The sequence below is a fragment of the Arenimonas aestuarii genome, from assembly GCF_054781715.1.
The window spans coordinates 27,563-49,396 of record NZ_BAAGTW010000005.1 but is presented as its reverse complement, the minus strand read 5'-3'; the positions used below and the strand labels follow the sequence as shown (position 1 = coordinate 49,396).

General features: G+C 68.8%; 19 protein-coding genes and 1 riboswitch. Of the genes, 10 read left to right on the top strand and 9 right to left on the bottom strand.

The genetic code is table 11. From position 1 onward, the window contains the following. The first annotated feature begins 4 nt into the window (after positions 1 to 4). Positions 5 to 883 carry a lysophospholipid acyltransferase family protein gene (locus ACYVJH_RS09080; protein ID WP_460454332.1) on the top strand — a complete coding sequence of 293 codons (879 nt, stop codon included), beginning with the start codon at positions 5 to 7 and terminating at the stop codon, positions 881 to 883. Here ACYVJH_RS09080 and lpxL read toward each other — a convergent pair whose 3' ends face one another. Further along, positions 884 to 1,795, bottom strand: a complete 912-nt coding sequence (gene lpxL / locus ACYVJH_RS09075; RefSeq protein ID WP_460454331.1) for an LpxL/LpxP family Kdo(2)-lipid IV(A) lauroyl/palmitoleoyl acyltransferase — start codon at positions 1,793 to 1,795, stop codon at positions 884 to 886. 35 nt (positions 1,796 to 1,830) lie between these two features. On the opposite strand from lpxL, the gene waaA reads away from it, so the two are divergent. Continuing rightward, the gene (waaA, locus tag ACYVJH_RS09070) at positions 1,831 to 3,162 is read left to right on the top strand and encodes a lipid IV(A) 3-deoxy-D-manno-octulosonic acid transferase (RefSeq protein WP_460454330.1); all 1,332 of its coding nucleotides are present in this window, start codon (positions 1,831 to 1,833) and stop codon (positions 3,160 to 3,162) included. Positions 3,163 to 3,171: 9 nt separating this feature from the next. Here waaA and ACYVJH_RS09065 read toward each other — a convergent pair whose 3' ends face one another. From ACYVJH_RS09065 to ACYVJH_RS09055, 3 genes are all read right to left on the bottom strand, one after another. Then, a complete protein-coding gene (locus tag ACYVJH_RS09065; RefSeq protein WP_460454329.1) occupies positions 3,172 to 4,527 on the bottom strand; it encodes a TolC family outer membrane protein in 1,356 nt (451 codons plus the stop codon). Between the two features lie 16 nt (positions 4,528 to 4,543). Continuing rightward, positions 4,544 to 5,197, bottom strand: coding sequence for a protein-L-isoaspartate O-methyltransferase family protein (locus ACYVJH_RS09060; RefSeq protein ID WP_460454328.1), 654 nt, complete (start codon positions 5,195 to 5,197; stop codon positions 4,544 to 4,546). 216 nt (positions 5,198 to 5,413) lie between these two features. Further along, complete coding sequence (locus tag ACYVJH_RS09055) at positions 5,414 to 6,055, bottom strand: TetR/AcrR family transcriptional regulator (RefSeq protein WP_460454327.1); 642 nt, start codon at positions 6,053 to 6,055, stop codon at positions 5,414 to 5,416. 84 nt (positions 6,056 to 6,139) lie between these two features. Between ACYVJH_RS09055 and ACYVJH_RS09050 the strand changes: the two genes are divergently transcribed. The 6 genes from ACYVJH_RS09050 to ACYVJH_RS09025 all read left to right on the top strand — a co-directional run bounded on the left by ACYVJH_RS09050 (position 6,140) and on the right by ACYVJH_RS09025 (position 14,131). After that, positions 6,140 to 7,288 (top strand): efflux RND transporter periplasmic adaptor subunit, encoded by a 1,149-nt coding sequence (locus tag ACYVJH_RS09050; protein ID WP_460454326.1) that lies wholly within the window; start codon positions 6,140 to 6,142, stop codon positions 7,286 to 7,288. A gap of 9 nt (positions 7,289 to 7,297) precedes the next feature. Then, a complete protein-coding gene (locus ACYVJH_RS09045; RefSeq protein WP_460454325.1) occupies positions 7,298 to 10,375 on the top strand; it encodes an efflux RND transporter permease subunit in 3,078 nt (1,025 codons plus the stop codon). Positions 10,376 to 10,481: 106 nt separating this feature from the next. Next, on the top strand, positions 10,482 to 11,210 hold the full coding sequence (locus ACYVJH_RS09040) for a redoxin domain-containing protein (RefSeq protein ID WP_460454324.1): 729 nt from the start codon (positions 10,482 to 10,484) through the stop codon (positions 11,208 to 11,210). After that, a complete protein-coding gene (locus ACYVJH_RS09035) occupies positions 11,207 to 11,428 on the top strand; it encodes a hypothetical protein (RefSeq protein WP_460454323.1) in 222 nt (73 codons plus the stop codon). Before ACYVJH_RS09040 ends, ACYVJH_RS09035 begins: the two co-directional genes overlap by 4 nt. Positions 11,429 to 11,491: 63 nt before the next feature. Beyond that, positions 11,492 to 11,589: riboswitch (TPP riboswitch) on the top strand. Between the two features lie 69 nt (positions 11,590 to 11,658). Next, entirely contained in the window at positions 11,659 to 13,542 is a 1,884-nt protein-coding gene (thiC, locus tag ACYVJH_RS09030; RefSeq protein ID WP_460454322.1) for a phosphomethylpyrimidine synthase ThiC, read from the top strand. Between the two features lie 10 nt (positions 13,543 to 13,552). Beyond that, positions 13,553 to 14,131 (top strand): DUF6445 family protein, encoded by a 579-nt coding sequence (locus ACYVJH_RS09025; protein ID WP_460454321.1) that lies wholly within the window; start codon positions 13,553 to 13,555, stop codon positions 14,129 to 14,131. Here ACYVJH_RS09025 and ppa read toward each other — a convergent pair. After that, entirely contained in the window at positions 14,125 to 14,673 is a 549-nt protein-coding gene (gene ppa / locus ACYVJH_RS09020) for an inorganic diphosphatase (RefSeq protein WP_460454320.1), read from the bottom strand. The two genes, ACYVJH_RS09025 and ppa, sit on opposite strands and share 7 nt — an antisense overlap. Positions 14,674 to 14,844: 171 nt before the next feature. Here ppa and ACYVJH_RS09015 point away from each other — a divergent pair, with 171 nt between their 5' ends. Continuing rightward, a complete protein-coding gene (locus ACYVJH_RS09015; protein ID WP_460454319.1) occupies positions 14,845 to 15,207 on the top strand; it encodes an Hpt domain-containing protein in 363 nt (120 codons plus the stop codon). Position 15,208: 1 nt separating this feature from the next. On the opposite strand, the gene ACYVJH_RS09010 is transcribed toward ACYVJH_RS09015, so the two are convergent. From ACYVJH_RS09010 to ACYVJH_RS08995, 4 genes are all read right to left on the bottom strand, one after another. Then, a complete protein-coding gene (locus ACYVJH_RS09010; RefSeq protein ID WP_460454318.1) occupies positions 15,209 to 16,999 on the bottom strand; it encodes a hypothetical protein in 1,791 nt (596 codons plus the stop codon). Between the two features lie 100 nt (positions 17,000 to 17,099). Beyond that, on the bottom strand, positions 17,100 to 19,133 hold the full coding sequence (locus ACYVJH_RS09005) for a sodium-translocating pyrophosphatase (protein WP_460454317.1): 2,034 nt from the start codon (positions 19,131 to 19,133) through the stop codon (positions 17,100 to 17,102). A 136-nt stretch (positions 19,134 to 19,269) separates the two neighbouring features. Continuing rightward, positions 19,270 to 19,707: a DUF3617 domain-containing protein gene (locus tag ACYVJH_RS09000; RefSeq protein ID WP_460454316.1), complete on the bottom strand. Its 438-nt coding sequence runs from the start codon at positions 19,705 to 19,707 to the stop codon at positions 19,270 to 19,272. Between the two features lie 21 nt (positions 19,708 to 19,728). Next, the gene (locus ACYVJH_RS08995) at positions 19,729 to 20,982 is read right to left on the bottom strand and encodes a 6-phosphofructokinase (protein WP_460454315.1); all 1,254 of its coding nucleotides are present in this window, start codon (positions 20,980 to 20,982) and stop codon (positions 19,729 to 19,731) included. A gap of 268 nt (positions 20,983 to 21,250) precedes the next feature. Here ACYVJH_RS08995 and ACYVJH_RS08990 point away from each other — a divergent pair, with 268 nt between their 5' ends. Further along, on the top strand, positions 21,251 to 21,829 hold the full coding sequence (locus tag ACYVJH_RS08990; protein WP_460454314.1) for an adenylate kinase: 579 nt from the start codon (positions 21,251 to 21,253) through the stop codon (positions 21,827 to 21,829). Positions 21,830 to 21,834: the final 5 nt, after the last annotated feature.

Genomic DNA, 21,834 nt, shown 5'->3' with positions numbered 1-21,834 from the left:
CCCCATGCCCTGTTTATTCCTGCCGCTGCTGCAGGCCGTGGCGTGGCTGGCCGGGCGCTTGCCGCAGCACCTAGCACTGGCGCTGGGCCGGGCCCTGGCCTGGCTGCTGTGGCCGGCGCTGGGTTCGCGCCGGCGCATCGCCCGCATCAACGTGGACCTGTGTTTCCCCTCGCTGGATCCCGCGGCGCGGCGCCGCCTGGCCGATGCCAGCGTGGTGAACACCGTCGTGGGCGCACTGGAACTTCTGCGCGCCTGGCACGCGCCCCCAGCCGCGCTGGCTGGCCTCGCCGAAATCGAAGGACTGGAGCACCTGCGCAGCGCGCTTGGGCGTGGCCAGGGCGTGCTGCTGATGTGCGGCCACTTCACCCACACGGAGCTGGCGGTGCGCTTGCTTGGCGAGGCGCTGGGCCGGCCGGTGCGGGTGGTGGTGCGCCGCCACAACAATGCCTGCCTGGAACGCTGGTTCGAACGTTCGCGCGCGGCGGTGTACGGGCCGAGCATCGGCAAGAAGGACGTGCGCGGCCTGATCCGCGCCCTGCAGGCGGGGGAGCCGGTGGTGTATTCGGCCGACCAGAACTTCACTTACCAGAACGCCTTCGTGCCGTTCTTCGGCGTGCCCGCCGCCACCCTGACGGCGACGCCGGAACTGGTGCGCCGCGGTCGCGCGGTGCTGCTGCCGTTCTGGTACCGGCGCGACGCCGACGGCCGCTACCGCATCCGCATCGAAGCCGGCTGGCCGGGCTGGCCGTCCGACGACCCGGTGCAGGACGCCGCGCGCTACATGCGGGAACTCGAAACCGTGGTGCGTGAGTGCCCGGAGCAATACCTGTGGGCGCACCGGCGCTTCAAGACCCGGCCTCCCGGCGAGGGGCCCGTGTATTGATCAATACCGGCGGCGGCTGCCGTCGGGCTGGCGCTTGAAACGCTGGTGCAGCCAGAGGTACTGCTCGGGCCGGCGGCGGATCAGCCCTTCGAGCGTGGCCATGATGCGGGCGGTGTCCGCGGTGGCGTCGCGGGTGGGGAAGTTTTCCAGCGGCGGCAGGATTTCGATGCGGTAGCGGCCATCGTCCAGGCGCTCGTGGAACAGCGGCAGTACCAGCGCACCCCCCAGGCGAGCCAGCTGGTGGGTGGAGGTGAGGCTCCAGGCCGGCTGCCCGAAAAACGGCACGAACACGCTGTCGCCGCGGCGGGTTTCCTGGTCGGGCGCGAACCACAGCACGCCGCCCTGTTTCAGGTGCCGGATCGCCGGCCGCAGCTCGTCGCGGGCGAACATCGCCCTGGCGTGGCGCAGGCGCCCGCGCTTGACTGCCCATTCCATCGCCGCCTGTTCGTGTGGCCGGTACATGGCGCCCAGCGCGACCTGCTGGCAGAGCAGGCGCAGGCAGACCTCCAGCGTGGTGAAGTGCGCCGAGACCAGGATCACGCCGCGGCCGCCGGCCTGGGCGGCATGCAGGTGTTCGAGGCCGGTCAGTTCATAACCGCGGTCCACCGGGGCCAGCCGTCCCCACCAGGCGCGCAGGAATTCGAACAGGCCCAGGCCGAGGGAAGAAAAATTCTCGCGCAGCAGCCGCTCACGCGCGGCCGGCTCAAGTTCCGGGAAACACAGCGCGAGGTTGGTGGCCGCCACCCGCCGCCGCGAAGGCAGCACGTGCAGCATCAGCCTTCCCAGCAGCGGCCCGATCCGGCGCTGCAGCCACCACGGCCAGCGCGCCACCGTCCAGCCAAGGGCGACCCCCAGCCAGGTGGGCCAGGTGCGGGGGGACAACGGCGGCGGTGGAAACTCGGGCAGGGCCATGCGGCGGACATTCTAGCCGGGGTATCCTGCGCGCCATGCAACCAACCTTCGGACAGCGCGTCCTGCTGGGCCTCTACGCGCTGGTCCTGCACCTTGCGTTCCCCATCACGCTCTACCACCTGGTCTGGCGCGGCATGCGCCAGCGCGAGTACCTGCGCAGGTGGACCGAGCGTTATGGCTGGCTCGAGGGCAAACTCGACCTGCACGACGCCATCTGGGTGCACGCGGTGTCGGTTGGCGAGGTGATCGCGGCGCGGCCGTTGGTGGACGGGCTCCTGGCGCGGCACCCGGACCGCCCGCTGCTGGTCACCACCATCACGCCCACCGGGTCCGAACGCGTGCGCGCGCTTTGGGGCGACCGCGTGCACCACGTCTATCTGCCCTATGACCTGCGTGCCATGGTGCGTCGTTTCCTCGACCACGCGCGGCCGGCGCTGGCGGTGATCGTGGAGACCGAGATCTGGCTGAATCTTTACGTGGAATGCGAACGCCGCGGCATCCCGCTGATGATGGTCAACGCGCGGCTGTCCGAGCGCTCGCTGCGTGGCTACCTGCCGGTGCGTTCGCTGGCGCGGCTGGCCATGCAGTCGGTGGACCTGGTGGCGGCGCAGTCGCGCGCGGACGCCGAACGCCTGGCCCAGATCGGCGCGGACCGGGATCGAATCATCGTCACCGGCAACCTCAAGTACGACTCGCCCCCGCCCGAAGGCGTGCACGAGCAGGCCCTGCTGTGGCGCCGAGGCTGGGGCGAGCATCGGCCGGTCTGGATGGCCGCCAGCACCCACGGCCCGGAAGAGGCCGATGTATTGGCCGCGCACCTGGCACTGCTCGAACAGCATCCCGATGCCCTCCTGCTGTGGGCTCCGCGCCACCCCGAACGTTTCGGACCGGTCGCGGCCCTGGCCCAGGAAGCGGGCCTGGCCGTACGCACGCGCCGTGGCCAGCGCCTGCCGGTGGCGAAGACCCAGGTCTTCATCATCGACACGATCGGCGAACTGCTGTGGTTCTTCGCGGCGGCCGACCTGGCCTTCGTCGGCGGCAGCCTGTGCCCGGTGGGTGGCCACAACGTGCTCGAGCCCGCGGCGCTGGGCGTGCCCAGCGTGGTCGGCCCGCATACCTTCAATTTCGCCGAAATCACCCGGCGCCTGGGCCAGGCCGGCGGCCTGGTGCAGGTGGGCGACGCAGCGGCGCTGGCCGACACCGTGGGCGAACTGCTCAGGGATCCGGCGCGCTGCCGGGAGATGGGTGCCAAGGCCTGTGCGGAAGTGAGCGCGCTGGGCGGGGCGGTGGGACGTACGCTGGACCTGGCCGACCAGGTCCTGGCGGGCCAGCGCAGCAGCGTCGGCGCCGGCACCGCCAGGGACTAGCGGGGAGGCTTATTCGCCGTCTTCGTCGGCCGGCATCACCAGCGGCGCCTCGGCATCGGCGGTCAACACGCTGTTCACCGCCTGCAGGTCGTCCACGGTGATGGTGCCGGCGGCCTGGCGCAGGCGCAGGGTATTGACCAGGAAGGCGTGGCGGGCACGCGCGTACTCGCGCTGGGCCTGGAACAGCGCCTGCTGGCCGATCAGCACGTCAACGATGGTGCGGGTACCGACTTCCAGGCCGGCCTCGCTGGCCTCGTAGGCGGCCTGGGCCGACACCACCGACAGGCGGCGCGCTTCGACCTCGGCTTCGCCGGCCACCAGCGACCGCTGGGCGTTGCGGGTGTAGCGCACGACGGCGCGGCGCTCCTGTTCCAGCTGCTCGGCGGCGATGTCGCGGCCATGCACGGCCTGGCGCACACCGGACTGGATGGCGCCGCCGGCGTACAGCGGCACGCTCAGCGTCACGCCGACCGTGCTGCCGCCACCGGAGGTGTTCGGGCCGCCCGGGTACTCGTTCTGCCAGCCGGCGTTGTCGCCGATCGAGGCGCTGGCCGACAGCGTGGGCAGGTGGCCGGAGCGCGCCGTGCGGATGTCACGCTCGGCGGCCGCCAGGGCCAGTTCGGCGGCCAGCAGGTTGGGGTTGGATTCGGTGGCGATGGACACCCATTTGGCGGCGTCGCCTTCGATGGAGTTCTTGGGCACGAAGCCGGCCTCGAGGCCCTGCAGGTTGTCCAGGCGCTCGCCGGTGATTTCGGCCAGGGCCTCGTGGGCGTCCTCGAGTGCGGTGGCGGCGGCGATGGCGTTGGCGCGGGCGCTGTCGTAGCGGGCGCGGGCTTCGTGCACGTCGGTGATCGGGGCCAGGCCCACTTCCAGGCGCTTCTCGGCCTGGTCGAGCTGGCGTTTGACCGAACGCTCTTCGGCACGCGAGGACACCAACGTTTCGATGGCGGTGAGCACGTTGAAGTAGGCGTCGGCGACCCGGACGATCAGGTTGTCGGCCTGCGCGCGCAGCTGGAAGGAGGCCTGTTCGTCGCGCAGCCGGGTGGCGTTGAGCGACGTGTAGTTGCCGTAGTCGTAGAGCGACTGGCTGAGGCTGGCGCCGTAGCTGCGGTTGCGGCCATAGCCGTCGACGCCGCGGGTGCGGCTGTCGGTGAGGCTGGCGCTGGCGCTGATCTGCGGCAGCAGGCGGGCGCGTGCCTGGACGACGTTTTCACCGGTGGCCAGACGCTGGGCTTCGGCGGCGGCGAGCACGGGATCGGACTCGCGGGCCATCTGGAAGGCATCCATGAGATCCGCGGCCGAGACACTGCCGGCGGCGCCGGCAAGCAGGATGGCGGAAGCGAGGGGACGAAGGCTCAGGCGCATGGGGAGGGTCCTGGTATCAAAGGGTGAACTGCGGGGCCGGCTCGGCGCCGTGCAGGTAGGGCACGTCGGTTTCGAACAGGCTTTCGCGGTGGAAACTGTCGCCATGGCGGGTGATCAGCAGGGCTTCCTGCACCGGCGCCTGGCCGTGGATGACGAAGAGCCGGCCGCCGGGCTTGAGCCAGGCGCCGAACCGCTCGGGGTCGCTGGCCACGGCGCCGGTGATGCAGATGGCATCGAACTGGCGGCCTGGGGTCCAGGCGAACACGTCGGCGGTCTCCACGCGAACGTTGGTGATGCTTTCGGCCACGAGGCGGGCACGGGTGCGCTCGACGAAGTCGGCATGGCGGTCGATGCTGGTGACGTCGCGCGACAGCGCCGCCAGGCAGGCGGTGACGAAACCCGAGCCGGTGCCCACTTCCAGCACGTCGTCGCCGGGCGTGATGGCCATGGCCTGCAGCATGCGGCCCTCGACCACCGGCTTCATCATGACCTCGCCGTGCTCGAGCGGCAGCGGCAGGTCGGCGAAAGCCAGCTTGCGGTGGCGCGGCGGCACGAAGTCCTCGCGGCGCACGCTCATCAGGGTCTCGAGCACGCGCGGGTCGAGCACCTCCCAGGGCCGAACCTGCTGTTCGACCATGGCGAATCGGGCCTGCTGGAAGTCAATCGTCATTACGGCTAAATCCTTGAATCACAAGGGCGCTGATTCTACGCCCCGGCCGGGGGCCGCGGAAGGCGGAACACGGTGGGAAAACTGGGAAAGTGAATACCGGCTGCGAACACGCTGCGGGAGCGCGACCCCATGGCGGCAAGGATGCTGGCCGGGCCGCGGCCCCCGTAGTGCCATTGGTCACCGGGACTTCACGCCGGACGGGCTGCCGTTCATGGTTCATCGACGGCCGGGGCCGTAGGCGCGCAGGAACATGTCCACCGTCGCTTCGAGGTGGCTTTCAAGCTGCGGGCCAGCCAGCGGCGTCGGGCAGCTGCAGACCAGGCGGGCGTGGTGTTCGCCCTTGAGCAGGGCGAAAAACTGCGAAGCGGCCCGGGTGCAGTCGGGCACCTGCAGTTCGCCGGCTTCGACCTCGGCGCGCAGGAAATCGGCGAAGGCCTCCTGGATGCGCTCGGGGCCGGCTTCCCAGAACAGGTGCGGCAGCGTGGAGTTCTCGGGCAGCTGCTGCGACATGATCCGGTGCACGGCGATCGCCTCGTCCGAAGTGATGAGCCGGAACAGCGCCCGCGCGATGCGCAGCAGCTGGCCCCGCATCGGGCCTTCGAAGCGGGCCACGAACAGGTCGGCCGGCAACAGGTCCTCGCAGCTGGCCTTGACCGCCTCGACGAACAGGCTTTCCTTGTCCTGGAAATGGCTATAGACGGTCAGCTTGGACACGCTGGCGACCTGGGCGACCGAATCCATGGACGTGCCCTCGTAGCCGCGGGCCAGGAACAGGCCCTTGGCGGCTTCGAGGATGGCGGCGCGCTTGCCCGGGTCCTTGGGACGGCCGAGCGAGACAGGGCGGGTGGCGGCAACCATGCGGGGAGTGTTCCGGGGATTATTGAACTGGTGAGTATGGTAAAGCTACTATCCCCCCAGTTCAATCAATCCGCTGAAGCCGCCATGACTGCTGTGACCCCGCGACATCCCCTTTCCAGGGCTGGCCTGCGCGCCGGTTTGATCGCCGGCCTGCTGGCCGCGCTCGCCGGCTGTGGCGACGATGCCGCGACCCAGGAAACGGCCCGACCCGCCTGGGTAGTGCAGGCCACGAGCCAGGGCGCCGCGCCCACGGCTTACGCCGGCGAAGTGCGGGCTCGCCACGAACCGGCGCTGGCCTTCCGCATCGGCGGCAAGATCAGCAAACGTTTCGTCGACGTCGGCGCGCGGGTGGAGAAGAACCAGCCGCTGGCCGAACTCGACGCGTCCGACGTCGGCCTGCAGCGCGACGCCGCGCAGGCGCAGCTGTCGTCGGCCGAAGCCGACCTGGCCCTGGCCACCTCCGAGCTCGAACGCTACCGCGACCTGGTGGACCAGCAGCTGGTCAGCCGGTCGCTTTACGACGCCCGGGTGTCACAGCACGAAGCCGCTCAGGCACGGGTACGCCAGGCGCGCGCCCAGGCGAACGTATCGGTAAACCAGGCCGGATACGCCGTTCTGCGGGCGCCGGCCTCCGGCGTCATCGCCCAGCGCCTGGCCGAGGCCGGCCAGGTGGTGGCGGCCGGGCAGACGGTGTTCGTGCTGGCCGAGGACGGCGAGCGCGAAGTGGCGATCAGCGTGCCCGAACGCGATGCCCGTGATTTCAGCGTCGGCCGGCCGCTGGCGGTGGAGCTTTGGTCACGGCCCGGCGAACGCTTCCCGGGCTCGCTGCGCGAAATTTCACCCTCGGCCGATCCGCAGGCGCGCACCTTCGCGGCGCGGGTTGGCTTCGAGCCGGGCGACACGCCGGTGGACCTGGGCCAGAGCGCCCGCGTCTACGCCAACGGCGGCGACCAGCCGGTGGTGACCGTGCCGCTGTCGGCGGTGCATGAAAAGAACGGCGAGGCGGCCGTGTGGGCCGTCGATCCCCGGGAGGCGAGCGTGCACCTGCGGCCGGTGGTGCTGGGTGCCTACGGCGAGGACCGGGTGCCGGTGCTCAAGGGCCTGGCGGCCGGCGACTGGGTGGTGGCGGCCGGCGTGCACCTGCTGCTGGAAGGCCAGCGCATCACGCCGATCGACGACCAGAACCGGCCGGTGGACCTGGCGCCGCCCGCGCCCGTCGCCGACGCGCGCTGAGGCCGGCGCATGGACGGCCACTTCAATCTTTCCGAGTGGGCCCTGAAGAACCGGGCCCTGGTGCTGTACGCGATGCTGGTGCTGGCCTTCCTGGGCGTAGCCAGCTACCAGGGCCTGGGCCAGTCCGAGGACCCACCCTTCACCTTCAAGATCATGGTGGTGCGCACCTTCTGGCCCGGCGCCACCGCCGAGGAAATGGCCAAGCAGGTCACCGACAAGATCGAAAAGGAGGTGATGGAAACCGGGCGCTACGAATTCGTGCGCTCGTATTCGCGCGCCGGCGAGTCGCTGGTGATGCTCATGTCCAAGGATTCGCTGCGTTCCAGCGAGCTGCCGGCGCTGTGGTACGACGTGCGCAAGAAGGTGGGCGACGTGCGCCACACCCTGCCCCAGGGCGTGGTCGGGCCGTATTTCAACGACGAGTTCGGCGATACCTTCGGCAACATCTACGCGCTGTCCGGCGACGGTTTCGACTACGCCACCATGAAGGACTACGCCGAGCGCATCGAACTGGTGCTGCACCGGTTGCCGGACGTGGGCAAGATCGAACTGCTCGGCCTGCAGGACGAGAAGATCTGGATCGAGCTGTCGAACACCAAGCTCGCCACGCTCGGCCTGCCGCTGGACCAGGTGCAGCGCGCCATCGACGAACAGAACGCGGTGGCGCCGGCCAGCTTCTTCGAAACCCCGACCGACCGCGTGCAGCTGCGGGTGTCCGGGCGCTTCGACAGCGTGGAGCAGATCCGCAACTTCCCGATCCGCGTCGGTGACCGGAGTTTCCGCCTGGGCGACGTCGCCGACGTGCACCGGGGTTTCACTGATCCTGCAGCGCCGCGCATGCGTTTCATGGGCGACAACGCCATCGGCATCGCGGTGGCCATGCGCCAGGGTGGCGACATCCTGCGCCTGGGCGATGTGCTGGACGCCGAATTCGCACGCCTGCAGGAAACCCTGCCGGTGGGCATGACCCTGCGCAAGGTGTCCGACCAGCCGGCGGCGGTGCGCAGCGGCGTGGCCGAATTCGTCCGGGTGCTGACCGAAGCGGTGGTGATCGTGCTGCTGGTGAGCTTCTTCTCGCTGGGTTTCCGCACCGGCCTGGTGGTGGCGCTGTCGATCCCGCTGGTGCTGGCGATGACCTTCGCGGCGATGAACTATTTCGACATCGGCCTGCACAAGATTTCGCTTGGCGCACTCGTGCTGGCGCTGGGCCTGCTGGTGGACGACGCCATCATCGCGGTCGAGATGATGGCGGTGAAGATGGAGCAGGGCTATGGCCGCGTGCGCGCGGCAGCCTTCATGTGGAAATCCACGGCCTTCCCGATGCTCACCGGCACGCTGGTCACGGCGGCGGGCTTCCTGCCCATCGCCACGGCGGCCTCGAGCACCGGCGAGTACACGCGTTCGATCTTCCAGGTGGTGACGATCGCGCTGCTGCTGTCGTGGATCGCGGCGGTGGTGTTCATTCCCTACCTGGGCTACAAGCTGCTGCCCGAGCCCAAGCCCGCCGCCGCCGGCCATGCCGGCCACGGCAATGGCCACGACCCCTACGACACCCGCTTCTACCGCCGCTTCCGCAGCTGGGTGGTCTGGTGCGTACAGCACCGCTGGCTGGTGATCGCGGTGACGGCGGCGGCCTTCGTGGTCTCGCTGGCGATGTTCCGCTTCGTGCCCCAGCAGTTCTTCCCGGACTCGACCCGGCTCGAACTGATGGTCGACCTGGAGCTTGCCGAAGGCAGTTCGCTGCGCCACACCGAGGTGGTCGCCCAGCGCCTCGAAAAAGCCCTGGCCACGCGCGAGGACATCGAGAGCTACGTGGCCTACGTCGGCAGCGGCACGCCGCGTTTCTACCTGCCGCTGGACCAGAAGCTGCCGCAGGCCAATTTCGCCCAGTTCGTGATCCTGGCGCCGGACATCGAGGCGCGCGAGCAGGTCCGGGCCTGGCTGATCGGGCTGTTCGAGCAAGAGTTCTCCGATGTCCAGGCACGCGTCTCGCGCCTGGAGAACGGGCCGCCCGTCGGTTTCCCCATCCAGTTCCGGGTCTCGGGCGAGCACATCGATGAAGTGCGCGAGCTGGCGCGGCAGGTGGCGGGCAAGGTGCGCGAAAACCCGCACGTCACCAACGTCAACCTCGACTGGGACGAACCGAGCAAGGTCGTGCGCCTGGAAATCGACCAGGAGCGCGCGCGCGTGCTGGGGGTGAGTTCGGCCCACGTCGCCGCCTTCCTGCGCGGCTCGCTGTCCGGTACCTCGGTCAGCACCTATCGCGAGGGCAATGAGCAGATCGAGATCCTGCTGCGCGGCCCGGCCGAAGAACGCGAACGCCTGTCCCTGCTCGGCAGCCTGTCGGTGCCCACCAGCAGCGGCCAGCCGGTGCCGCTGTCGCAGATCGCGACGCTCGAGCATGGCTTCGAGGACGGCATCATCTGGCACCGCAACCGCCTGCCGACGGTGACCGTGCGCGCCGATGTCTACGGCGAGGTGACGCCGCCGTCGGTGACCGCCGAGATCCTGCCGCGGCTCGAAGGCATCCGCGCCGCGCTGCCGCCGGGTTACCTGCTCGAAACCGGCGGCACGGTCGAAGACTCCGGCCGCGGTTCGCGCTCCGTGGCGGCGGGCGTGCCGCTGTTCATCGGCGTGGTGGTGACCCTGCTGATGATCCAGCTGCGCAGCTTCCCGCGCACCCTGATGGTGGTGCTGACGGCGCCGCTGGGGCTGATCGGCGTGGTGCTGTTCCTGCTGGTGTTCCGGGTGCCGTTCGGCTTCGTGGCGATGTTGGGTACGATCGCGCTCAGCGGCATGATCATGCGCAACTCGATCATCCTGGTGGACCAGATCGAGCAGGACATCGCGGCCGGGCACCCGCCCGCGCAGGCCGTGGTGGACGCCACCGTGCGTCGCTTCCGTCCGATCGTGCTGACGGCCCTGGCGGCGGTGCTGGCGATGATCCCGCTCTCGCGCAGCGTCTTCTTCGGCCCGATGGCCGTCGCCATCATGGGCGGCCTGATCGTCGCCACGGCGCTGACGCTGCTGTTCCTGCCGGCGCTTTATGCGGCGTGGTTCCGGGTGCCCAACCCCGCCCGGACCTGACCGCGGCGTACCCCCGCCCGAGGGCTCCGGATGGGAGTACCCTGCCTCCGGGGCATCGGGCTGTCGGGTGCCGGACGGTGGGTCTTCGCTGAAGGGGGAGGGTGCGATGCTCAGGACCATGTGCGTGCTGGTGGCCTTGCTGTTTGCCGGCCCGGGTTGGGCTGCCGATGACATCCGTGTGATCACCTCATGGACCGACCTGCGTGACTCGCTGGTGTCAGGCGGCAAGTCGCCGGTCGAGGCCGACCAGGCCATCGGGGAGATGATCGGGGAGCTCAAGGACATGGATCGCACCGCGGGCAACGACCGCATCGGTGCGAAGGCCCCGGATTTCGACTTCGACGCCTGGCTCAATTCCGAGCCGCTGGCGCTGGAATCGCTGCGTGGCAAGGTCCTGCTGGTGCGCTGGTGGACCGACACCTGTCCGTTCTGCGCCAGCAGCGCGCCCGCGCTGCGGCATCTGCATGACACCTATTCGGACCAGGGCCTGGTGGTCATCGGCGTATTCCACCCCAAGGCCAGGCGCGACGACCCCATGGACCTGGCACGCGTGGAGCGTGCCGTGGAGACCCGGCAGTTTGAATTTCCGGTCGCCGTCGACTGGGACTGGCGCAACCGTACCCTCAAGTCCTGGTGGCTGACGGGTCCGGATCGCCCCGCGACCTCCGTCACCTTCCTGGTGGACAAGGCCGGCGTGATCCAGTTCGTGCACCCCGGCATGGAGTACCACCTCGCCGCCGACACCGACGTCAACCAGGATCCCGCGGCCCACGCCATGTGCTCGAGCGACATGAGCAACATCGAAGCGACCATCAAGCGCTTGCTGGCCGAATGATGAAAGCCTCCGTTCGTGTGTCGGCGATTATCGTTATCTGCCTGGGTTTGCTGGGGATGCTGTCCGGCATCTACCTGCTCGCGCAGGCGTCGTCTTTTTCCCTCGACAAGTTTTCACCGCAGGGGCGCGACACCTTGGTCGCATTGGCCGTGATGGCGGTGGGTCTCGTGGCCACGGTCGTTGGGTGGCAGGCGCTTCCGCGACGCCACAAGCGCTGATGCCTTGCCGGGCCCCGGGCGGGGGCCCGCGCTGGCCCCGCCGCCCTGCCCGTGGAACAATGCCCCCGGAAGCGGGGGTGCCTGGCGGGATGCGGGCTGAGACATACCCTTCGAACCTGATCCGGTTAACACCGGCGTAGGGAAGCTTCGTGGTGCCGGCCCCGTGCCCGCGCCCGGCGCCGCCGCTTCGTTCCTGCCCCCTGCCGGGGGCGCGCCCTAAGGACGAATGCATGAATGCCCTGCCCACCGAGCTGCTGCGCCAGGCCCAGCAGCTTTCCGAAGAAGTCACCCGGCCGATCCCGGGCTCCCGCAAGATCCACGTCGAAGGCTCGCGGGCCGACCTGCAGGTGCCGATGCGCGAGATCGCGCTGTCGCCGACGCCGCGGGTCTACGGTATCCAGGAGCCGAACGCCCCGTTCTGCACCTACGACACCTCGGGCCCCTACACCGATCCCGACGCGAGCATCGACCTGGCCGCGGGCCTGGCCGCCGTGCGCGCGCAGTGGATCGCCGACCGCGGCGACTGCGCGCCGCTGGACGGCCTGAGCAGCGAATTCGGCCGGTCCCGCGCCGACGACGCCAAGCTCGATGCCGTGCGCTTTCCGGCCCTGCGCCCGCCGCGCCGGGCGCTGGCCGGCCGCAACGTCAGCCAGATGCACTACGCCCGCCGCGGCATCATCACGCCGGAAATGGAATACATCGCCATCCGCGAGAACCAGCGCATCGAGGCGATCACCGAAGCCAACCTGCTGCACCGCCACCCGGGTGAATCCTTCGGCGCCAGCCTGCCGGGCCTGATCACCCCCGAATTCGTGCGTGACGAAGTCGCCCGCGGCCGCGCCATCATCCCGGCCAACATCAACCACCCGGAAATCGAGCCGATGATCATCGGCCGCAATTTCCTGACCAAGGTGAACGCGAACATCGGCAACAGCGCCGTCTCCTCGGGCATCGCCGAGGAAGTGGAAAAGCTGGTCTACGCCATCCGCTGGGGCGCCGACACGGTGATGGACCTGTCCACCGGCAAGCACATCCACGAAACCCGCGAGTGGATCATCCGCAATTCGCCGGTGCCGATCGGCACCGTGCCGATCTATCAGGCGCTGGAGAAGGTGGACGGCAAGGCCGAGGACCTGACCTGGGACATCTTCCGCGACACCCTGATCGAACAGGCCGAGCAGGGCGTGGACTACTTCACCATCCACGCCGGCGTGCTGCTGCGCTACGTGCCGCTGACCGCCAAGCGCGTCACCGGCATCGTCAGCCGCGGCGGCTCGATCCTGGCCAAGTGGTGCCTGGCCCACCACAAGGAGAATTTCCTCTACACGCACTTCGAGGAAATCTGCGAAATCATGAAGGCCTACGACGTCAGCTTCTCGCTGGGCGACGGCCTGCGTCCGGGCTGCATCGCCGACGCCAACGACGCCGCCCAGTTCGGCGAACTCGAGACCCTGGGCGAGCTGACCAAGATCGCCTGGAAGCACGACGTCCAGACCATGATCGAAGGCCCGGGCCACGTGCCGATGCAGCTGATCAAGGAAAACATGGACAAGCAGCTGCGCGAGTGCGGCGAGGCGCCGTTCTACACGCTCGGCCCGCTGACCACCGACATCGCGCCTGGCTACGACCACATCACCAGCGCCATCGGCGCGGCGATGATCGGCTGGTTCGGCACGGCGATGCTTTGTTACGTGACGCCCAAGGAACATCTGGGCCTGCCCAACAAGGCCGACGTGCGCGAGGGCCTGATGGCCTACCGCATCGCCGCCCACGCCGCCGACCTGGCCAAGGGCCACCCGGCCGCCCAGGCGCGCGACAACGCCCTGTCCAAGGCCCGCTTCGAGTTCCGCTGGGAAGACCAGTTCCACCTGGGCCTGGATCCGGAGCGGGCGCGGGAGTACCACGACGAGACCCTGCCCAAGGACGCCCACAAGGTCGCCCATTTCTGCTCGATGTGCGGCCCGCACTTCTGCTCGATGAAGATCACCCAGGACGTGCGCGAGTATGCTGCCGGCAAGGGCGTGGCCGACGAGGCCCGGGCGCTGGAGGAGGGCATGGCCGAAAAGGCCGCCGAATTCCGGGCTCAGGGTGCGCAGGTGTATCGCCGGGACTAGGGGACCCGACGTGTTCAATCCGAAGCCGACTGTCCAGACCATCACGCTTCCGGGCGGAGGTCTGTGCCTGGTGGTGGACAAGGCCCTGGCCGAGCCCGAGCGCTGGCGGGCACTGGCGTCCCGGCATGCGGCGCAGTTCGCGGTGGATCCGCTCGCGGGTTTCCCGGTGCGCCGGCTGCCGCTGCCCGGGCCGGTGCTGACGGCCATGCACGTGTTTTTTTCCGAAACCTTCCGTGAGCCGCTGGGCTTCCGGCGGGTGGTCGAAGGGCAGGGCTGGCTGTCGCTGGCCACGGCGGTGCCCAACGCACCGGCGCGGGCTTCGTCCAGCGGCCCGGGGCAGGGCACGGGCGTGATCAGCCTGTGCCTGTTCGAGGACCTGGCGCTGGGCGGGATGGTGTTCCCGCCTTCCCTGTTCCCGGGCGATGAACCACCGCCCCGGGTGGAGGCGCGCTACAACCGGCTGGTCGTCTTCGACGGGGCCTGCTGGCATGCGCCGGACATCCCGGCCCAGGCCCGCCTTTCCGCCGACCCGGCGCTGGGGCGCCTGACGCTGGACGCCCGCTTCACCTGCCGGCGCCGGCTTCAGTAGTTGAGCTTCACCGGGCTGGCTTCGAAACGCTGCACGGAATCGAGCACTTCCTGGCGTGCGGCCTCGGCGCCTTCCCAGCCGTCGAGCTTGACCCACTTGCCCTTCTCCAGGTCCTTGTAGTGCTCGAAGAAGTGGCCGATGCGATCCAGCCAGTGCTGGCTGACCTGGTGAATGTCCTGGATGTGCGTGTAGCCCGAGAAGACCTTGTCCACCGGCACGGCAACCAGCTTGGTGTCTTCGCCGGCTTCGTCCTTCATCTTCAGCATGCCGACCGGGCGGCAGCGGATGACCGAACCCGGGATCAGGGTCAGCGGCAGGATGACCATCACGTCGACCGGGTCGCCGTCGCCGCACAGGGTGTGGGGCACGTAACCGTAGTTGCAGGGGTAGCGCATCGGCGTGGACAGGATGCGGTCCACGAAAATGGCGCCGGTTTCCTTGTCGACCTCGTACTTGACCGGCTCGGCGTCCTTGGGGATTTCGATGACGACGTTGATTTCGTTCGGCACGTCGCGGCCGGTGGGCACCAGGTCTAGGGCCATGGGGAAACACTCCTGAATCCGCCCGGGGGAGGGCATGCGTGGGGGGCGCAAGGATACGGGAAAGGGCTGGAGCCCGCACTCCGGAGCGCGCGGCGGCCCGGCCGTGCCGGACTAGGCAGCGGCGCGCCCAGCCGCCAGAATAGGGCATCGCCCCCCGCCGGAGCCCGTTCGATGGCCCATCAGTCCCTGCTCGACCCCAAGGCGCTGGAACTGCTGCGCATGCTCGACCGCGACCGGCGGGGTGCCTTCAGCGAGTTCGTGCGCATGTTCGTGCACGAGGCCCCGGACCTGGTGCGCAAGATGGAACACGCCCAGGTCGCCGGCGACGCCGACGCCCTGGGCAAGGCTGCCCACTACCTTCGTTCTGCCGCCCTGGCCATGGGCGCCACCGACCTGGTGGCGGTCTGCCAGGAGCTCGAACACCTGGCCAATGACGAGCTGATGAACGAAGCCACCAACGCCCGCTTCGTCGAACTGCGCCGGCGCACCCGCGACGCGCTGATCCTGCTGCTGCAGGAAGTCCCCCAGATCTGAGCTATTCGCCGGGCGGAACGTCCGCCCCGCAGCCCAGCCAGCGCGGTGCCTTCGGGTTGGTGGCATCCATCCAGCCGTTGCCCTCCAGCCGCAGCAGCAGGCGCCCGTCCCGGACGACGACATCGGTGGGCGGCGCCGGCAGTGTCAGCAAGGACTGGGCTTGCATCGTCCCTGCGCTGACCGACACCCGGCCCAGCTCTGCAAACACTCCCTTCCGGGACCGTTCGCTGCCGCCGGCAATGTAGTAGTGGCCAGCGTCAAACGCGAACAGGACCAGGGGTTCGGCGCGCGTCGTGACACTGCCCGCGTTGCCGTGGCCGTGCGGGTTGAAGGCGATACGCCCCCCGAACTCACCAAGATCCTCCCCCACGAACCAGCCTTCGTCGCTGCGCAAGGCCGCCGATAGATGCCAGGTGCTGGTGTCTGCCAGCGTCGCGGCCTTTTCAAGGGTGTCCGGGCCATGCCATAGGGAGTCCGGCAAACGCTGCGCCGACGCCCCTTCGCCGGGGCAGGCGAGGGCGGCCGGATCGGCATAGCGGGCGTCGTTGCTGACCATGACCAGCTGCTCGCCGTTCGCGTCGGGGTGAGGCGGAGGCATTTCGCCTTTCGCGCGGGCGGCCCGGGCGAGTTCAAGCCAGCGCTCGACGGCGGCGGCCCGGGCCTGTTCCTGTTCCCGGGTACGGAAGGCCTCGCGCAGCGCCGGGTACCAGGTCGTGGCTGCAGACTTGTCCACCTCCGCCTTGGTGGGTTTGGGATCCAGGCCCCAGGCGGTGAGGGCCGTGGAAATGTCCGGGCTGGCGAGCAGGGTCGTGCGTCTTTCGCGCCACTGACCTGGGTCGATAGCGTGCAGGGTGCTCTGGGCGAACAGGCGCGTCCGGGAATCGGGAGCATCCATCAGTGCCAGGACCCGCTTGCGCTGTCCTCGCGCGGCGGTTCCAAGGCGCTCGGCTTCGAGCAGTCCTTCGACATCGTCTTCGGCGAACAGAGCCTCAAGGTCACCGACCCGCTCCTTCACGGAGCCCAGGTCGCGCCAGTGGCGCCGCAAGGTGTATCGCACCGGCGCCGGCGAGCTGGCGTAGATTCGCCGGAGCTCGGCCGGCATTTCATTTCCGCTCCAGTGCGCGACGGCATGCGCAAGGGCCGCCCGGCGACGGGTTTCCGCATCCGTGTCGTCGGCAATCAGCGACAGGAGTCGGCGATTGACCGGGTCGGCGTCCCGGGCGGTATATCTCTCGGAAAAGATTCCCCGGATTACGCCCTCGGGATCGGCCACGGACGCGGTGTTGCCCACAACCTCGAAACCAAAGGCCAGTGCCCGGTCCGGGTCGATCCGATTGAGTGCGTAAGCGTATTGGTTCGCCTGATTCGACCGCCTGGCAAGCGTGAACAGCCCGTCCCAGGCGTCCGTGTCGCCGATGTTTGCGACCAGGTAGGCTCGCGCGGGCTCCAGTGGCAGGGCGCGCATGAGGGCGGGCAACTGACCTTTCCAGGCCTCTTCGTGGGAGGCCGCGTACCACCAGGCAAGATCGCGCAGCTTCTCCAGTTCGTGCACAAGCAGCGGTGCAAGGGCTTGCACCACCTCCGGGGTCGGATGCTCGTCCAGGAATCGTTTGGCCCAGTACCGGCGCTCGGCATGCGTGTCCGGGGCCGTGGCGAGGGCCAGGCACTCGGGCACCGTAGCGCAGCCACTCTGGGCGGCCATCCGGACGGGTGTTTCGCCCTCCGGCTCCGCGAGGGCCAGGGCCGGGACCATTAGCGCGCAGCTGAAAGCCGAGGTCAGGACACGATGCATGTTGCTTCCCATGGGATGCTTGCAGCTAGTCTTCACCAGCGGCGGTGCAAAAGAAAAGCCCCGCCGGGGCGGGGCTTCTCCAAGCGCGGGAACCGCTACCTCAGAGCATCGGGATCATCAGCAGTGCAACGATGTTGATGATCTTGATCAGCGGGTTGATGGCCGGGCCGGCGGTGTCCTTGTACGGGTCGCCGACGGTGTCGCCGGTGACCGCGGCCTTGTGGGCTTCGCTGCCCTTGCCGCCGTGGTGGCCTTCCTCGATGTACTTCTTGGCGTTGTCCCAGGCGCCGCCGCCGGTGCACATCGAGATCGCCAGGAACAGGCCGGTGACGATGGTGCCCATCAGCAGGCCGCCCAGGGCATCGGCGCCGAGCACCACGCCGACGATGATCGGGATGAACAGCGGCAGCATCGAGGGCACGATCATTTCGCGGATCGCCGACTTGGTCAGCAGGTCAACCGCCTTGTCGTACTGCGGCTTGCCGGTGCCTTCCATGATGCCGGGGATCTCGCGGAACTGGCGCCGCACTTCCTCGACCACCGCACCGGCCGCCCGGCCCACGGCCTGCATCGCCAGGGCGCCGAACAGGTAGGGGATCATGCCGCCGATCAGCAGGCCGATCACCACGTTCGGGTTGTCGATGGAGAAATCCACCACCCGGCCCGATTCCTGCAGCTTGTGGGCGTAATCGGCGAACAGCACCAGCGCGGCCAGGCCGGCCGAACCGATGGCGTAACCCTTGGTCACCGCCTTGGTGGTGTTGCCCACGGCGTCCAGGGCGTCGGTGGTGACGCGGATGTCCTTGTCCATGCCCGACATTTCGGCGATGCCGCCGGCGTTGTCGGTGATCGGGCCATAGGCGTCGAGCGCGACGATCATGCCGGCCATGGAAAGCATGGACGTGGCGGCGATCGCGATGCCCATCAGGCCGGCGATTTCGTAGCAGGTCCAGATGGCGGCAGCCACGGCCAGCACCGGCGCCGCGGTGGACTTCATCGACACGGCCAGGCCGGCGATGACGTTGGTGCCGTGGCCGGTTTCCGAGGCCTTGGCGACGTCCTGTACCGGCGCGTATTCAGTGGCGGTGTAGTACTCGGTGATCACCACCATCGCCGCAGTCAGCACCAGGCCGACGATGGCGCAGTAGAACAGCGGCATGCCCAGCGCGGAGGCAAACATGTTGTCGGTGACGAACCAGAAACCGATCGCCGCCAGCACGCCCGAGACGGCCAGGCCGCGGTACAGGGCGTTCATGATCTTGCCGCCGTCCTTCACCTTCACGAAGAAGGTGCCGACGATCGAGGCCAGGATCGACACCGCACCCAGCACCATCGGGTAGAGCACACCGGCCCAGCCGTAGGTGGTGAAGGCGATGCCGGCGATCAGCATCGCGGCGATCACGGTGACGGCGTAGGTTTCGAACAGGTCGGCGGCCATACCGGCGCAGTCGCCGACGTTGTCACCGACGTTGTCGGCGATCACGGCCGGGTTGCGGGGGTCGTCTTCCGGGATGCCGGCTTCGACCTTGCCCACCAGGTCGGCGCCGACGTCGGCGCCCTTGGTGAAGATGCCGCCGCCCAGGCGCGCGAAGATCGAGATCAACGAGCTGCCGAAGGCCAGGCCGATCATCGGCTGCATGGCCGCCTGCACCGATTCGGCGGTCTGCACGCCCGAGCCGATCGTGTACCAGAAGTAGCCGGCGACGCCGAGCAGGCCCAGGCCGACCACCAGCATGCCGGTGATGGCGCCGCCCTTGAAGCTGACGTTGAGCGCGGTATTGAGGCTGACCGTGGCCGCCTGCGCGGTACGCACGTTGGCGCGCACCGAGACGAACATGCCGATGAAGCCAGCCGCGCCGGACAGGATGGCGCCGATGGCGAAGCCGATGGCCGTCGGCCAGCCCAGGCCGGGCACGAAGGCGATGACCAGGAACAGCACCACGCCGACGATGGCGATGGTGCGGTACTGGCGGCTCAGGTAGGCGCCGGCGCCTTCCTGGATGGCCGCCGCGATGCCCTGCATTTTTTCATTGCCGGCCGGTTGGGCGACGATCCAGCGCGCCACGAAGATGCCGTAAAGAATGGCGACCGCCGCACAGGCGATCGCAAGGTGAAGTCCGTACTGCTCAAACATGCCAACCCTCCCCAGAGTCAAACAGCGAACAAACGTAAGCGGCCGACTGGCCGCCCCGTCCGAGTATGGCCGAAGGGAGGGGGTGAAGCCACAAGGCCCGCCGGGCGGGCCCCGGGGGGCTGGCCGGTGTCGCCGGCTAGGCCGGCGGCGAGTATTCGCAGGCGCCGATGCGCTTGCCCTCGAAGCGCATGTTCATCTCGATGGACTGGCCGCCGCTGGTGCCGACCATGTTCATCTTGCCGCGGTAGGCGTCGCCACCCAGCTGTTCGAACTCACCCTTCGCGGTCAGTTCGGCCTCGCCGGTGCAGACCAGGGTGTAGCGCGAGGTATTGCCTTCGACCTCGAAGTCGGTGATCGAGCAGTTCTCGTCGTGCGGCACCATCTTTTCGCTGGTGTGGTCCTTGGGACCGCAGACCTCCGTGGTCTGGTCGGGCATCTTGAACGGCAGGCCGACCATCTCGACCTGGGTGGTCACCCGGTAAAGGCTGCCTTCCCGCGGCTGTGCCAGGACGCTGCCGCCGGATGCCAGGCCCAGCGCGATGGCGGTGAGGGCGGCCAGGTTGCGGATCTTCATGGAATTCTCCTTTGCGATGACTCAGTCGAACGCCGGAAGCTTCTTCGCCACGGCGTGTAACTTCAGTCGAACGTATTTCGGCAGCCCGTCCGGCCCATACGGCGGCGGCGCCTCGCCTTTCACCAGGGGCGTGAGGTAACGCCGGCAGGCTGCGGTGATGCCGTAACCCGATGCGTCGATGTAAGCCCTGGGCATGGTTTTCTCGTGGTTGGCGATGCCGGCCAGCGGCGCCGGCGCGATCTTCCAGCGGTAGGGTTTGTCCGAGGTGCGCACGATCACCGGCATCACGCCGTTCATGCCCTTGAGCGCGTACTCCACGGCCTTCCTGCCGACCGCCTGGGCATGCGCCAGGTCGGTTTTCGAGGCCAGGTGCCGGGCCGAGCGCTGCAGGTAGTCGGGCACGGTCCAGTGCACCTTCAGGCCCAGCCGGTCCTTGACCGTCGCCGCCAGCAGCGGGCCGACGCCGCCCAGCTGGCTGTGGCCGAAAGCGTCCTTTCCGGCGCCGGCATCGGCGACAAACCCCCCGTCGGCGCGGCGCAGGCCTTCGGATACCACCACCACGCAGTAGCCGATGCGCTTGACCACGGCCTGCACGCGGGCCAGGAACTTCGCCTCGTCCCAGGCCACTTCCGGGAACAGGATGATGTGCGGTGCCTCGTCCTTGCCCTGGCCGGCCAGGCCGGCGGCGGCGGCCAGCCAGCCAGCGTGCCGGCCCATGACTTCATAAACGAAGACCTTGGTGGACGTGTCGGCCATGGCGGCGACGTCCAGCGCGGCTTCGGCCACGGACACGGCCGTGTACTTGGCGGCGGAGCCGAAGCCGGGGCAGCAGTCGGTCACCACCAGGTCGTTGTCCACCGTCTTGGGCACGCCGATGCAGGTGAGCGGGTAGCCCGAGGATTCGGCCAGCTTCGAAAGCTTGAGCGCGGTGTCGGCCGAATCGTTGCCGCCGTTGTAGAGGAACCAGCGCACGTCGTGGGCCTTGATCACGGCCAGCAGGCGTTCGTACTTGGCGGCGTCTTCTTCCAGCGACTTGAGCTTGTAGCGGCAGCTGCCGAAGGCGCCGCCCGGGGTGTGGGCGAGCGCCCGGATGGAAGCCGGCGATTCTTTCGAGGTGTCCACCAGGTCCTCGCGCAGCGCGCCAAGGATGCCGTTGCGGGCCGCGAGGACCTTGATCTTCCTGGTTCGCGCGGCGGCGATGACCGCGCCCGCGGTAGCGTTGATGACGGCGGTGACGCCGCCGGATTGTGCGTAGAGCAGGTTGCCTTTGTTCATCGCGGAATTGTAGCCCAGGGCAAGTGCTTACCCTGACTTGCGCGGCGGCCGCGGCCATGCGCCCGGACCGTGGGTAAATCTGCAAGCAGGGCAATGACTTGGCGGCCGCCAAGGGCGATGCAGCCGCCGGCGCGGCACGGCGGTTTCATTGACTTGGGACCGCCCGGCCAGTAGCGTTTCCGGGTCCGCACGGCCTGTCGGCGGCCCCAGTAAAGATAAAAGGGGTTAAGACGGCGTCGTGCGTCCTTGTTTATAGGGGTTTGAAACGATGCGACTGGTACTTCTCGGCGCGCCCGGCTCGGGCAAGGGCACGCAGGCTTCGCGTCTGCGTGAACACCTGCAGGTGCCGCACGTCTCCACCGGCGACCTGCTGCGCGCCGCGGTCAAGGCTGGCACGCCGCTGGGACTGCAGGCCAAGGCCGTGATGGAGTCCGGCGCCCTGGTGTCCGACGAAATCGTGCTGGGCATGCTCGAAGAGCGCCTCACCGCCGGCGACACCGGCAACGGATTCATCCTCGACGGCTACCCGCGCAACCTCGTGCAGGCCAATGCCCTCGATGCGCTGCTGCGCAAGCTCGAGCAGCCGGTGGACATCGCCGTGCAGCTGGACGTGGACGCCGAGCTGCTGGTCGAGCGCATCGCCGGCCGCGCCCAGGTCGAAGGCCGCGCCGACGACACCCCGGAAGCCGTGCGCAACCGCCTGAAGATCTACAACGAGGCCACCGCGCCGGTCGTGGATTTCTACCGCAACACCGGCCGCCTGGCCTGCGTCAACGGCGTCGGCAGCGTGGACGAGGTGTTCCAGCGCATCCTGGAGACCCTGGCGCCCACGCCCGACATCGGCTGACGCGC